Raw genomic sequence first — 14,353 nt, 5'->3', positions numbered from 1 at the left:
CATTGGTCAACACGCGAATGATCGTCATCTGAAAATTTATTCATATCGTTCCAAAAACCGAGACAGGTTGGGTTGCCCGTGGTTGCCGTTTTCGTATCCCATGAACCCGAGATCCCATCGATTGGTTTAGGTTGATCTAAGCCAATGCGTCAAAAAGTTTCGTCCATTACAAAATTGATCTTCCGTTGGTCTTACGTATCGGCTGACCCTGCCAAGCGTTTACACTACAAAAAAATTGCATTTGACAGGCGAAGGTGCTAAGTTAGACAACGCACAACGCCTTTCTTTTACATGACCCCGCTTCGAACACTCGCCATAATCGCATTCCTTCTTTGTTTTAATTCCTGGGCAACGCCAGCCGCCGCGCAAGATGTGAGGGAAGACGTCTTGAAAAGAAAGTTTGCCGTATTGAAGAATGATAGCCTCGAAACATTTTTGGACTCGCTCTACCGGCACGCCCTTGCATTACCTTTTGAGGAAAGTATCCTGCACGGTCAAGCCGTGTTGCTGGCGGCTAAACAAACGGGAATAACCGATGTCGTTGTGAAAACAACTTCGGCCTTAGGCCAGCTTTACTTTGAAAAAGGTAGCATAAAAGAAGCCTTTGGAAATTTCAATGCCGCCTATGCGCTCGCGCAATCCTGCTCCAAGCCAACGCGGGGATGGATGGCCTTGCACATCAGCTATTTTTATAAAGCCATCAACTTGCTCCCCGAGGCACAGGAAAAAATACAGGAGGCCGCCGTTTTGTTTCGTGCCGTGGGTGATCAAAGGCGATTATTCCGGAGCAACTATTTTCTCTCTATCATTTACTATATCGAAAATGACTATTCCCGATCCATCGAACAATCCAAAGTGGCGATCGAAAACTTCAGGACCATAAAAAAACCTGAAAAGCAGGACTCCGCCGAATTCATCAGCGCGCATAACACTGTGGGACTTTGTTACTTCTATAGCAATAGCCTGGACGCATCCCTGGAATGGTATAATAAAGCAGTGCAATTGGCCATCGACTTCCATAACCCTGTATGGCTTGGCATCATCCGGTGGAGCAAAGCAAACTTGTTCATCAAGTTAAAACGCTATCCCGACGCGCTGGAAGAAATCAAGTTCGGATACCGGACCGCGATGGCCTTCCATCAGTTCTCCGACGCCTGCCACACGGCTGCCACCGTGGCCCGCGTGCTGACGTTGATGAAACGTTATCCCGAAGCTAAAGTCTATCTGGATTCGGCAAAGCTGTTGTTGCCCCACAGCATAGACAACAACGTGAGGCTTTATTATTGGCAAGCGCGTGCCGATCTTTCCAATGCACAGGAAAATTACAAGAGCGCCGTGTTCGCCTTGCAAAAACTCAATGCTATCCGCGATTCGCTTTTTCTGGGTAAGGAGAAGGCCAACTTCGAACGCGATGCGATACGACAAGAAATGGAATGGCGAGACGCTGAAATAAATTTACTCAAAGCCAGGAACGAGATCTTCGCTCTCGAAGTGGCGCGCAACAAATTCCAGCGCAATGTACTGATCGCTTCCATCGTTACGTTTATTGTTCTGCTGGTTATTATTTATGGAGCCTACCAAAACAAGAAAGCCTCCCATCGCGCCTTGATGGCAAAAAATGAAGTCATCGAGCGTCATCAACAGGAATTGACACAATCGATCGAGAATCTGAAAATTGCCCAGGAACATCTCGTGCAATCCGAAAAAATGGTTTCGTTGGGGGTGCTCACGGCGGGCATTGCCCATGAGATCAACAACCCTTTGAATTTTATTTCCGGCGGCGTCGAAGCACTGACCAGCGAGATCGACGACCTGAGTAAGGCGGCCGACGATCCTTCGGTATTACAGAAAAACTTCACCGAAGCCGTAAAGAATATCCGCGACATCCTCACCACCATTGCCAATGGCGTGCAACGGACGAATAAGATCATCATGAACCTGCTTTTTTTCTCGTCCCCTCAAGCGCGCGGCCTGGAGAAGATCGACGTTCACGAAACGCTGGAAGCGGCACTGACCATTCTCAACAGCAAGCTGAAAGAGGGCAATATCCACGTCATCAAAAATTATAAAACCTTGCCCCCTATTCTAGCCAGCGCCGTGCAATTGAGCCAGGTCTTTATGAACATCATCGACAACGCCATCTATGCCCTGGGCAAAGTTGAAGGGCCACGGAACCTGATCATTTCTACGGCGCTTCAGGATGATGTCATTAAAATAAGTATCTCCGACAACGGTCCCGGCATCCCCCCTGCCCTTCAACGGAAGATCATGGATCCTTTTTTCACGACGAAGGAAGTTGGCAAAGGCACCGGTCTGGGGTTATCGATCAGCCTGGGGATCATCAACAATCACCAGGGCTCTTTGCGCGTGGTGAGTGAAGATGGAAAGGGCGCCGAGTTCATCACTTGCCTGCCTGTGAACGGCAGCGTGGAAAAGGAAACAAAATAGGATCACCGCCTCAGTTGTTACAGGTCAACGCAGCATAAAACACATCTACCCGTTGTAAATAGTGATATCCTTTGAGTCGCTTCATGTTTTGCTTGTACATGGGGTTATCATAAGGGAATGCAAAAAAATTATCATCCTTTATCCACTCCATGACTTCGCCTTCTAGTATTTTAGGTGTGAAGTTATCTGGGTATAGCGCCATCATCAACAGAATATTTACCTTCTTCATGGTCCTTATAGTTTAACTATAGTTCGTCGTTCAAAAATCATACAGGGGCTGATGGGCTCGCAAAGTTACTTGCGGCATGCTCAGGAAGGGCAAAACCGGCTTTGGGTGTAGAGATTACTTCTGATACGTGAAAAAAATTCCACTTTCCAAATACAACATCCGAGACGTCTGTTCTGAATTCACAGATGCCTCATGGCTGAAAGCCGGGCAAACCTTTGGTGTTGAACATGCCCATTTCAACACTGGCATTCTTTTTTCATATCCCTTATCAACACCAAACACAAAGTCTATGGCAAAGTATGGAAAGAAAGCTCAAAGCAAGGTGAAACGCGCCATGCACGAGCGCAAAACCGGAGAGCTGAGGAGCGGACGCAGTGGCAAAAAGGTGACGAGCCGTAAACAAGCCATCGCCATCGGGTTGTCCGAGGCACGCGCGGCCGGCGCCAAAGTTCCTAAAAAGACCAGTGCGAAACGGATGGGACGTCCGGCGAAAAAGGGTGCGCGAAAAACAGCGAAAAGAATTACCCGGAAAACGGCCCGCAAGTCCAGTCGCTAACGAAGTCAAAAGTTCGAATGTATTGACAAATGATCTTGACAGGATCACTGCACGATCTAGATCCTGTTGAAAAGCCGGGCGAGCGACCGGAGTTCTTTCTCCGTTTCCTTGCCCGGCATTTTTGTTACGCGCCACATCCAGTTTGCTGTTGTGCTCCCCGGCGTGTTCATGCGGGCGGTCTCATCCAAACCCAATATGTCCTGTAGCGGAACGATCGCGATGCGCGCAACCGACGCGTATGCCATGCGAATAAATGCTTTGCAAACATTTTCATCGGTGATGCTCAGGTTGGTATAATGCCTGATGCGGTCGCGGTCCTTGTCTCCGATCTCGGTCGAAAACCAACCGCGTGTAGTGTTGTTGTCGTGCGTGCCGGTGTAGACGACGAAGTTCGTGTCGTAGTTATGGGGGGCATAGAGCGAGCGTGGCATGTCGGGGCCGAAGGCAAACTGCAATACCTTCATACCGGGAAGCGCAAAAGCGTCGCGCAGGGCAAACACATCGGGAGTGATCTCGCCAAGATCTTCCGCTACAAACGGACCGCCGCCCAAGTCCTGTTCTATGGCACGAAAAAAATCCCTGCCGGGTCCTTTCTCCCAGCGTCCCGCGACAGCATCGGCGGCTCCTGCGGCCACTTGCCAGTAACTTGCAAAAGCGCGAAAGTGATCGAGGCGTATCATGTCGAACAACTCGATGTTCTTTTTGAGACGGCGTTTCCACCAGGCATACCCCGTGTTTCGCAGCGCGTCCCAATCAAATACGGGCATGCCCCAAAGTTGGCCGCGATCATTAAAATAATCCGGGGGCACCCCGGCAACAAAGCGTGGCACGCTGTTTTCGTCGAGCTGAAAAATTTCCGGGTGGCTCCACACGTCTGCCGAATCATAGATGACATAGAAGGGCAAATCTCCAAAAAGCTTTATGCCCGCATCATTGCAGTATTTTTTCAACCGGTGCCACTGCCGGTGAAAGATGAATTGCTGCCATTTTATTTTCAGGATCTCCGTGGCATACTGCTCGGCAATTTTTTCCAGCGCCGCGGGATTCCGGTTCTTCAAGCCGGCCGGCCACTCCCTCCACGAACGCTGATGGATGGTTTTCAGGATCACATAGAGTGCAAAATCGTGAAGCCAGTGATCTTCATTTTCCATGAAGGTCTGAAAAGTCTCCCGGGCCGGGGCGTCATTTTTTTTTTGAAAGGCAAGCCAGGCCTGGTCCAGCCACTCGTCTTTTTGTCTTTCGGCCGTCCGATAGTCAACGCTTTCGCTTGGGAGCGCGCGATGCGTTTGCAGGATTTCCGACGGCAAGAGTCCATCCTTGATCAGCAACTCCGGACTGATGAACAAGGTGTTGCCCGCCATGCTGGAAAAAGCGCTATAGGGTGAGTGCGCGCTTGACGCATGGGTTGGGTTGAGCGGCAGCATTTGCCAATAGGTTTGCCCGCTCTGCTTTAGGAAATCGACAAAGGCATAAGCGCCGGGCCCCAGGTCGCCAACGCTAAACGGCGAGCGCAAGGAACTGACATGCAAGAGCACGCCCGCCCCGCGATCGCCGGTCTGATCCTTTAAGGTCAGCACCGCCAAGGGGAATGAAGCAAAGATCTCCGACAACTGTATTTTTCCGTCGTGCCGGCCCTTGCCCGGCGTTAAAAGGCTAACCCAGTCTGGCGGCATCTCGGCCGGCACCACCACAGCCGTGTTTGCCCAGTCGATAAAAAGAATGTCCAGATCCTGACGATGCGCCAGCAACGCTGTGTGCAGCGGTATGACGGTCACGATCCAATCGCGTCCCCGCCTCCGTGCGAAGGCCAGCGCGTGATGGCTGTGTTCGCCGGTCATTCGCAGGGGAATATAGTCGCCTTCCGTAAACAGGGCTGCCTCTTGCCAGCGGATGTTGCACAGCGTGGCAACGAGCCATTGCTTGATGTGGCCGTTGTCGCGCGTTTGCCAGAGGGAACGCAGCCGGTGCCCCTCGGTGGTGGCCATGGTTTCGTGCAGCGAGGACTCGTGGTTTGCGAAGTCGATGGCCTGGCGATTGTCGGGATCAACCAGGCTGAAGTCCCAGCCTTCGCAGCCCTGGTAAATGTCCGGTACCCCTGGGGTGGTAAACTTTAACACCACTTGGGCAAGGGAGTTGATGAGGCCGCCGTCGGTAATGGTCGCCAGGTATTTTTTCAGGGCCAGGCCAAAGGGCGAGCTTAGATTGGTCAGCGCCTTTATGAATTTGATGGTGGTGGCCTCATAGGTTTCGTTTGGCTCGGACCAGGTGGAGTTCAGTTTGCCTTCGCGCAGGGCTTTCACACAATAGGTCTCCAGCCGGCCGGCGAATTTATCGCTGTGCGAAAGCGGGTAAGCGCCGGCCAGGGTCTGAAAGATGAAGTAGGTGTCGTTGGCGTCGGGCATGCCGTCTTCTTTCAACGGGTCTGTCAAGGCAAACCATTCGGTCGCGGTGTCGGCCCAGCCTTCGGCAAGACTCGTCATGGCATTGAGACGGGCCCGTGCATCTTCGCCTCGTTTCGTGTCGTGGGTGGAGGTGGCATTGAGACTGAGCGGCCAGTGTCGCTGGCGGTCGGCCATGCGGGCATGAAAATCGTCGGGGGACATGCCAAACATTGCGGGTGAATCCCCCACTTCGTTGTGGCCGATAAAACGGTTGTAGGTATAGAACAGCGTGTCTTCAAATCCTTTCGCCATGAGCGGTCCCGTGAACTGCATGGTGCGTTTGTAGAATTGGGCTGCACGTTTTGCATGGGTCTCATCGTTCGCTGGCCCGGGACGTAGCAACGCCTGCTCCAGCACGGCAACGCCCTCGCCCAGCGCAGGCGACCGTTCGCGAATTTCCGTGAAGAGGCTTTTTACTTTTTCCGCTTCCCCTGTTTCCAACGGAAAGGCGTTACCATAGTAGCGGTACACCGGGCAATGCACCAGGAATGCCGCCAGCGCCGGTTTAATCGTTGCCAGGGTTTCCGGTGTCAACAGCGTTTTGTCGACGAGGTTCGATTCGAGAAACAAGTGATACAGGTTGTCCAGTTCGCCCTGCATGTGGGTGTTCAGGATGTGCGCTTTCTTGGCCTCAATTTCCGTATCGATGGGCGTGTCGCTTTTCAGGATGTGTTTGTAGAGGTTTGAAAATTTCTTCTCCGCCGGCGCATAGGTCATCAGCTGGTTTACCCAAGCCATAAACTCATAACCGGTAGTGCCTTGTATGGGCCATGGCGGCAGCGTTTCGTCGTTTTTCAATATCTTCTCGACATAGATCAATACATCATCACCCACCAATTTGCGCAGGCGTTCGATGTATTGCTGCGGGTCAAAAAGTCCATCGATGTGGTCGATGCGAAGGCCCTGGAACACGCCGTCGACGACAAATTTTTTGATGAGCAGGTGATAGTGATCGAACACTTTTTCGTCGTGCATATTAAGTCCGATCAATTCGTTCACCGTGAAAAAGCGGCGGAACGTTATGCGACGATCCGTTACCTGCCAGGGCGTTAGCGTGTAGGTTTGTTCGTCCAGGATCCTTTTCAACGCCAGGCCGTCGCTGTTCACTTGTTCGAGACAGGTTTGGACATAGGCATCCACCTTCGCGTTTTGGAGCAGGGAGTCCAGTTGCAACAACAGCTCGTGCCAACGGAGTGAATAGGGCACCGCATGGTCGATGGCATGTAGTTCGGCGATCTGCTGCATCCATTGTTGGATCGCCTCCGGCGGATGGCTGTCGTTCAAGATGAGGCCGTACGACCGGGGATGCAACGGATAATGATGGTTATGAAATTTGAGGGCAAACCGTTGCTGCCGGTAGACCACCTGCAGTTCCTTATTGAACAACACATCTTCGCGGGGTGCTCCCAGCACGGGCACCATGATGCGGCCATGAAAAAGGTCGCCTGCCCACGCCAGGTCAAAGAAGTTTGCGTAAACGGAATACCTTCCTTTTTCCAGCACGTCCGTCAGCCAGAGATTGCAGGGGTGAAAGGCCATGTGGTTGGGCACGATATCTTGGATCCAGTCGATGCCGGATTCCCTCAACTTCCGGCAAGTCCTGTAGAGCTCGTCTTCCGTGCCTATCTCCGGATTGATGCGGTGGGGATTCACACCGTCGTAGCCGTGCAGGCTGCCCGGCACCGATTCAAAAATCGGTGAGGCATACACCGCACCCACCCCCAGCGACACCAGGTAAGGAATGATCGCTTCCAACTGGCGGAAGGTGAAATCCTTGTGAAACTGTATGCGATAGGTGACGGCGGGATTAGTCATATTTTCCGGTATATACGACCAGGGATTCGGGGGGCAGGATGAAGCTGCCGGCGTGCAAGATGCTGGGTGAGGGTTCATCTCCCTTCCAATGCGCATCGCCGGAGTCCAGCACGTTCAGCAGTGGTTGATCTTCCACCAGGGCAACGGGCTGTGCGCTTTTTGAAAAATTCATGGCGCACCATGCATGATCCGAATGGTGCCACCGGTGAAGGACCAGCACGTTCGCTTCTTTCTCGCAGAAAACTTCCAGCGCAAAGCGGTCCAGGTGATGGAAGGCCGGATGTTTCTTGCGCAGCTCGATCAGGGCCTGGTAGTAATGGAACAGCGCCTGGTGCTCGTCCTCCTGCAGACGGTCCCATTGGAGTTTGCTGTTGATAAAAGTCGATTCGCTTTGCGGATCGGGCGCTTCACCCCGGGTGTGGAAGGCAGCGAACTCTTCACGACGCCCGCGGCGCACATGGCGGATGAGCTGCGGGTCGCCATGATGTACAAAATATTGGAAGGGATTTTTTTCGCCATATTCTTCTCCCATAAACAGCAGCGGCAAGTACGGGCTTAGGATGGTCGCCCCGGCCATCACCTTCAGCAGGCGAAAGCTCACCAAAGCACTCGTGCGTTCGCCGTGCATGCGATTGCCCACCTGGTCGTGATTTTGCGAGAATACAATAAATTTGTTGCCGGCCTGCTGCGTTGCGGGAATGCCAAAACATTTGAGGCGGTGTTCCGAATATTGCCCGTCGTACACATAGGCATCGCGATATGCTTTGGCCAAGTGACCCACACCCTGAAAATCGGCATAGTAGCCGCTTCGCTCCTGCCCGGTGGTGACGCGAAGGGCGTGATGAAATTCGTCTGCCCATTGGGCATCCATGCCATAGCCTCCCCGTTTCACGAGGTCGATGTAGCGGGGGTCGTTCAGGTCCAGCTCCACAAACAAGTAGTGCATGCACCAATGGTTTTGGATGAACGCGTCCACCTCCTGCCGGATCGCTTTCAAAATATGAACGGGGCTAAAATCTTTGATGGCATGTACGGCATCGAGCCGCAGCGCATCGATGTGAAAGTCGCGAAACCACATCAGTACATTCTCGATAAAAAAACGCCTCACGTCGTCGCAGTGTGCATCGTCGAAGTTGATGGCCTCGCCCCAGGGTGTTTTATATTTCGAGGTAAAATACGGGCCAAATTCTTTGAAGTAGTTTCCCTCCGGTCCGAGGTGATTATACACCACATCCAGCACGACGGCAATGCCTAGTGTGTGACACCGGTTCACCAATTCCTGCAACCCTCTCGCACCGCCATAGGTGGTGTGTACGGCATAGGGAAACACCCCGTCATAGCCCCAGTTGCGCGTGCCCGGAAATTGCGCGACGGGCATCAGCTCGATGGCGGTAATGCCCAATGCCTTGAGGTGTGGCAGCTTCTCGATAACACCCTGAAAATTTCCTTGTGGTGAAAACGTCCCGACGTGGATCTCGTAAAAAATGTAATCGTCCTGGCTGGGGTTAACCCACTTGTGGTCGGTCCACGCAAAGGCGGCGAGGTCCAGGGCCCGCGACGCACCGTGCACGCCATAGGGCTGACAAAGTGATGCCGGATCGGGTATAGCCTTGCCGTTGGGGGTGATGAATTCGTAGTCATCGCCAGGCTGCAGGTTTGGGGTGGTCAAGGTCCAGTAGCCGTGGGCTTCCGGGAGGAGTGGCATGGTTTGATTGTTGAATCGAATGTGTACCTCCTCCAGTTTGGGCGCCCACAGCCGAACGGTGGCGAGACCTTCACCGGTAAAATTCACGCCGAGCCGGCGGCGATCGATGTCAACAGCCTGCATCATGTGTCGAGGGGGTGATGGAGAAGTACTATCGATCGTCCTTCGACCGTTACAGTGCCCTGAGGAGGGTACTCGGGACCTTCGCCAATCTGGCCGGTGGCGGTATTCAAAAGCTGATTCCATTGGATGGCGTATTTCGCCGGGGGCAACACATAGTCCAATGGCTCATGATGTGCATTGAACATCATATAAAAACTATCGTCCAACACAGCCTCTCCCTTTGGGCCGGGCGTGTGGATGCCGTGACCGCTTAGAAAAACGCCCAGCGATTTGGCAAAATCGTGACTCCAATGTTCTTCGGTCATCTCCGTTCCGTCGGGCAAAAACCAAGCGATGTCTTCCACGCCTACACCTTTTATCGGACGGCCTTGAAACCAGCCTCTGCGACAAAGTACGGGATGCTTTTTGCGTAGGCCAATGAGTTTTTTTGTGAACGTCAGCAAGGATTGATCAGCGTTGACCCAGTCGATCCACGACACCTCGTTGTCCTGGCAATAGGCGTTGTTGTTGCCCTGTTGTGTGCGGCCGAGTTCGTCTCCCGCCAGCAGCATCGGCACACCTTGTGAAAGAAAGAGCGTTGTTAGCAGGTTGCGTTTCTGACGGCTGCGCAGGTTTTTTATGGTGGGGTCGTCTGTGGCGCCTTCTTCACCACAGTTCCAGGAGCGGTTGTGCGATTCGCCGTCGTTGTTGTCTTCGCCGTTGGCCTCGTTGTGTTTTTCATTGTACGATACGAGGTCATGCAATGTGAAGCCGTCGTGCGCGGTAATAAAATTGACGCTGGCCGTCGGGCTGCGATAGTCGCCTTCGTAGAGGTCGGGGCTGCCCGTAAAACGCTGGGCGAATTCCCCCAGCATGCTGTCGGCACCGCGCCAATAGTCGCGAACGCAGTCGCGGTATTTGCCGTTCCACTCCGCCCAACCCGGCGGGAATTTGCCAACCTGGTAGCCGCCTTCGCCGATGTCCCATGGTTCAGCAATGAGCTTCACCTGGGAGATGACAGGATCCTGGTGTATGATATCAAAGAATGCGCTGAGCTTGTTCACTTCATGCAACTCGCGCGCCAGTGCCGATGCCAGGTCGAAGCGAAAACCGTCTACATGCATTTCCAGGATCCAATAGCGCAGGCTGTCCATCATCAGGCGCAGGACATTGGGAAGGTTCGCGTTCAGCGTATTGCCGGTACCCGTGTAGTCGAAATAAAATCGTTTGTCCTCGGATAGACGATAATAGCTGGCGTTATCGATGCCCCGGAATGAAAGTGTCGGTCCCATGAAATTGCCTTCCGCCGTATGGTTATACACCACATCCAGGATCACTTCGATGTTTGCCTTATGAAGGGCTTTCACCATCTCCTTGAATTCTATCACTTGTTCACACAACATGCCACTCGCCGAATAGCGCACTTCCGGGGCAAAGAACCCGATGGTGTTGTAGCCCCAATAGTTTGTCAGACCTTGCTCCACCAGGTGACGATCGGCAATGAAATGGTGCACCGGCATCAATTCGATGGCCGTGATGCCGAGCTTCTTCAGGTATCCGATCGCCACGGGATGCGCCAGGCCAGCAAAGCTTCCCCGGATGTTTTCCGGGATCTCCGGATGAAGCTTGGTGAAACCGCGCACATGCGTTTCGTAGATAATGGTGCTGTGATAGGGTATGTTAGGCTTCCTGTCATTCTCCCAATCAAAACGCGTGTCGCTCACGACACACTTGGGTAGAAAAGGCGCGCTATCCACTTCACTAAACGACAAATCAGCAGCTTCGTCGTTCACGATGTAGCCGAACAGGGCATCGTCCCATTCGATCTTGCCGGCAATTGCCTTGGCGTAGGGATCGATCAGCAGTTTGTTGGCATTGAAGCGATGGCCGTTCTCCGGTTCGTAGGGACCGTGCACCCGGTAGGCATACAGTTGTCCGTGTTTCAGTCCCGGGATGTACACATGCCAGATCTGGTGTGACCGTTCCCGGATTTTTATTTTTATAACTTCTTTTTCATCGTCGGGCGAATCGAATAGACATAGTTCTACGGCAGTGGCGTTTTCTGAATACAACGCAAAGTTCACGCCTGCTCCATCCCAGGTAGCACCTAAAGGATAGGCAAAGCCGGGATACACATCCAGCTTCTTTTTCTCGATCGTCTCTGTCTTATTTCTCATAGCTATTTTCCAACTTCATCGCCCAAATGGGCGTGTGCATCTCCCGTCGTTCGGCCTCCGCTTTTAATGCACCTCTTTCCGGTCGCGTGGCCAATTCTTTTTCCTTCTCCTTCACGGTATGCAAAAAATCCTGCAGCACATTCATGTAATTCATAAAGGCTTCGTAGGGCGAAGCGTATGGACTGAAGTAAGCATGCACGTTGCCGTCGCTGTTCCGCTTCGTCGACATATAATAGAAATGATCGCTGGTCATCAGCCGCCGCCAGCGATCGGTGAGGGTGGAGTCGTTCATGGCTTTGATACGTCCTTCCAGGTGGGCCATGGTCTCAAAGGCGTCTTGCTGCATGTCGTTGCCCAACCAAGCCGAAAGATCGCGTTCAGCATCCGCCCATGAAATGGTGTCGGGCACGTCGAGCACGGGTGTATCCTGGAGTTGCCGGATGGCCTCGGAAGGTGTCACTAATTTATAGTTCTTGTCTTTGGCGATGCTCGTCAGCAGGTCGCTGAGAAAATGGAGAATGCCGGTCTCCTCTTTGTGGTGTTCTCCAAAGGTCTCATAGTCCAGCCCCAACGTGATGACTGGATCGCCCTGGGGTATGCTCTTGAGCCGCGCCATGAATTTTCCTACCGTCAATTTCTTACCAAACTCCAGGTAGCGGAATGCAATGTCGTCGCTGAGAAAATAATTGCGTACGAAAAGCTTCATTCCGTTTTCTTCAGGATGCTCATACAAATGGTTAGGGCTCTTCCCCTGGAGTACGGCATCGATGCCATCGAGAAACATGCCATTGAAACCGAGGGCATGGACCTTCTTCGCCATGTCGTTATTATAGATCAGTTCGGTGTTTCGAAAGATCACGGGACGAACACCGAGGTATTCTTGCAAGTGGGCCACGTGGTCGAGCACTTGTTCTTCAAACTCCGTTCCCGGAAGCAGGCTGGCCAGGGAATGAAAATCCGTTTCGGCCAGGAACTCCACCGAACCGGTGTCGGCCAATGCTTTGAAGCTGGCGAGCCCTTCGGGGCAATATTGTTTCAGCTGATCCAGCAAGGTGCCGGAAATAGAAAATGTGATTTTTATCTGTGGGAATTTTTTAATGAGATTCAACAAGATCTTGTTGGCCGGCAGATAGCACTGCCGGGTCACGCGACGCACGATCCCTTCGTTCTGGGGGTTGTCGAACCCGTCACCCTGCGATCCGATCTCAAAAAAATGGAACGGGCGAAGTCTCCACGGCTGATGTGCCTGGAAATACAACACGATGTGTTTGGGCGTTAGACTAGGTTGTGAGCTCATGGTAGATGGTTTTAATTTTCTTTGCCGCTTTACTCCAGGTTATTTGCTGAATTTCAGACTTGCTGTTCTCGCGCAGTGTCGTGGACAGGCTCTCGTGTGCCAGCACATTGCAAATGGCATTGGCCAAGGCGTGCGTATTCCAAAAGTCCACCTTGATCACATGCGACATCACCTCCGACACACCCGACTGATTGGATACGATCACGGGTATCCCAGCCTGGATCGCTTCCAACGGTGTGATGCCAAAAGGCTCCGACACCGAAGGCATCACATATACCTTGGTCATGGACCAAACTTTCTCGACGTTGTCGCCTTTTAAAAATCCCGTGAAATGAAAACGCGTGGAGATGCGCAAGTGCGCCACTTCCTCGATCACCTGGGGAAGCATATCGCCGGAACCTGCTACAATGAAGTGTGCATCCGGAAATTTTTCCAGCACTTGATAGGCCGCTTTCACAAAATAGAGTGGACCTTTTTGATAGGTGAGCCTTCCCAGGAACGTGACCACGTGAGGGCCGAATGGATGGCCGTGCACGAGGGGTGTGATCTCGCGGGGCATTACGCCGTTATAGGCCACCTTCACTTTGGAGGGTGCGATATGATAGCGTGATTCGATGATGCGTTTCGTCCACCCGCTCACGGCCACAATGCTGTCGGCGCCCTCGAAGCCGGCCTTCTCGATTTCATAGACCGGTGCATGTGGTATTTCACCCGACCGGTCGAATTCGGTGGAATGCACGTGAACCACCAGCGGTTTGCCACTGGCTTCCTTCGCCGCCAAGCCGGCTGGAAAGGTCATCCAATCGTGCACGTGAATGACGTCGAAGGTGTGGCGGCGCGAGACCTCAGCGGCTACCGCTGCATAATATTTTGTTTCTTCAAGGAGATCGGGACCATATTTCCCGGAGAACGCATAGAAGTCTGACCCTTCTTCGGGAAGTTGCGCCATAGCGCCCGTATCATCAGGATGATCATCAACGTTATCATTGTCACTTGCCTTATCCTTGTCATTATACGTGTCTTCGTTCTTCATCTCCATCCTCTTTTCGACTTTTTTATCATCCGTTTCCAGAATCACCGCTTCCCGCATCCTGCGCTTTGTTGAAACGGTCATTGACTTTGGCAGGACGTTCATAGCCGGGTTGACATAGGGTGAGAGATACGACGGGATCTCTAGGGTTGTCAGGTCTTCGATTTCCCGCGTCGTATACACCGGCGACTTGCGATGGGCTTCCGGTCCACTGACGACGAACGCAGGAGGGTACCCGGCAACCACAGCCGGGGGCTCCTCAGCAATATCAAAAGGGGGCTCTGCGGCAATAACGCGCGGGGCCATGCGTCCATTTTTTTTTCGAAGCGTTACGTGACTGGCATCGATGAGATCGAACTTCATGTCGGGCTCGTCGCCGTGAAGTTTGGGTACTACCAGTACGATCTCGACGTCATGCAGCCGCAACGACTGCGTTAATCCGTAGCAAGCCGTTCCCAGTCCCCCGGAAATGTGCGGGGGAAACTCCCAGCCAAACATCAATACCTTCATGTAAGCATTCCTTTTACGTATAACCTTGCACTGAAAAAGGAAA

The 14,353-nt window shown here is 52.7% G+C and carries 8 protein-coding genes; 2 read left to right on the top strand and 6 right to left on the bottom strand.

The features are described 5' to 3' along the window. Positions 1 to 291: 291 nt before the first annotated feature. A complete protein-coding gene (locus tag D4L85_RS21615; RefSeq protein ID WP_119756256.1) occupies positions 292 to 2,448 on the top strand; it encodes a tetratricopeptide repeat-containing sensor histidine kinase in 2,157 nt (718 codons plus the stop codon). 10 nt (positions 2,449 to 2,458) lie between these two features. On the opposite strand, the gene D4L85_RS21610 is transcribed toward D4L85_RS21615, so the two are convergent. Beyond that, positions 2,459 to 2,677 (bottom strand): hypothetical protein, encoded by a 219-nt coding sequence (locus D4L85_RS21610; RefSeq protein WP_119756255.1) that lies wholly within the window; start codon positions 2,675 to 2,677, stop codon positions 2,459 to 2,461. A gap of 289 nt (positions 2,678 to 2,966) precedes the next feature. Between D4L85_RS21610 and D4L85_RS21605 the strand changes: the two genes are divergently transcribed. Next, the gene (locus D4L85_RS21605; protein WP_119756254.1) at positions 2,967 to 3,233 is read left to right on the top strand and encodes a DUF6496 domain-containing protein; all 267 of its coding nucleotides are present in this window, start codon (positions 2,967 to 2,969) and stop codon (positions 3,231 to 3,233) included. Between the two features lie 56 nt (positions 3,234 to 3,289). Here the strand turns inward: D4L85_RS21605 and treY are convergent, their stop codons facing one another. From treY to D4L85_RS21580, 5 genes are read right to left on the bottom strand one after another with little or no spacing between them, the layout of a single operon-like run. Continuing rightward, positions 3,290 to 7,489: a malto-oligosyltrehalose synthase gene (gene treY, locus D4L85_RS21600; RefSeq protein WP_119756253.1), complete on the bottom strand. Its 4,200-nt coding sequence runs from the start codon at positions 7,487 to 7,489 to the stop codon at positions 3,290 to 3,292. Next, a complete protein-coding gene (treZ, locus tag D4L85_RS21595) occupies positions 7,482 to 9,320 on the bottom strand; it encodes a malto-oligosyltrehalose trehalohydrolase (protein WP_228450574.1) in 1,839 nt (612 codons plus the stop codon). Before treZ ends, treY begins: the two co-directional genes overlap by 8 nt. Continuing rightward, on the bottom strand, positions 9,317 to 11,473 hold the full coding sequence (gene glgX / locus D4L85_RS21590) for a glycogen debranching protein GlgX (RefSeq protein ID WP_119756252.1): 2,157 nt from the start codon (positions 11,471 to 11,473) through the stop codon (positions 9,317 to 9,319). The genes treZ and glgX overlap by 4 nt, the downstream gene beginning before the upstream one ends. Then, entirely contained in the window at positions 11,463 to 12,770 is a 1,308-nt protein-coding gene (locus D4L85_RS21585) for a glycoside hydrolase family 57 protein (protein ID WP_119756251.1), read from the bottom strand. The genes glgX and D4L85_RS21585 overlap by 11 nt, the downstream gene beginning before the upstream one ends. After that, positions 12,754 to 14,310, bottom strand: a complete 1,557-nt coding sequence (locus D4L85_RS21580; protein ID WP_119756250.1) for a glycosyltransferase family 4 protein — start codon at positions 14,308 to 14,310, stop codon at positions 12,754 to 12,756. The genes D4L85_RS21585 and D4L85_RS21580 overlap by 17 nt, the downstream gene beginning before the upstream one ends. Positions 14,311 to 14,353: the final 43 nt, after the last annotated feature.

It is taken from the genome of Chryseolinea soli, from assembly GCF_003589925.1.
GTDB lineage: Bacteria > Bacteroidota > Bacteroidia > Cytophagales > Cyclobacteriaceae > Chryseolinea > Chryseolinea soli.
The sequence above is the reverse complement of the archived record's forward strand: the minus strand, read 5'-3'. Positions and strand labels throughout refer to the sequence as shown.

What these genes read in the sequence shown, in the direction of transcription:
- treZ (WP_228450574.1), bottom strand. Translation starts at nt 9,320, where the DNA reads ATGATGCAGGCTGTTGACATCGATCGCCGCCGGCTCGGCGTGAATTTT.
- D4L85_RS21615 (WP_119756256.1), top strand. Translation starts at nt 292, where the DNA reads ATGACCCCGCTTCGAACACTCGCCATAATCGCATTCCTTCTTTGTTTT.
- treY (WP_119756253.1), bottom strand. Translation starts at nt 7,489, where the DNA reads ATGACTAATCCCGCCGTCACCTATCGCATACAGTTTCACAAGGATTTC.
- glgX (WP_119756252.1), bottom strand. Translation starts at nt 11,473, where the DNA reads ATGAGAAATAAGACAGAGACGATCGAGAAAAAGAAGCTGGATGTGTAT.
- D4L85_RS21605 (WP_119756254.1), top strand. Translation starts at nt 2,967, where the DNA reads ATGGCAAAGTATGGAAAGAAAGCTCAAAGCAAGGTGAAACGCGCCATG.
- D4L85_RS21580 (WP_119756250.1), bottom strand. Translation starts at nt 14,310, where the DNA reads ATGAAGGTATTGATGTTTGGCTGGGAGTTTCCCCCGCACATTTCCGGG.
- D4L85_RS21610 (WP_119756255.1), bottom strand. Translation starts at nt 2,677, where the DNA reads ATGAAGAAGGTAAATATTCTGTTGATGATGGCGCTATACCCAGATAAC.
- D4L85_RS21585 (WP_119756251.1), bottom strand. Translation starts at nt 12,770, where the DNA reads ATGAGCTCACAACCTAGTCTAACGCCCAAACACATCGTGTTGTATTTC.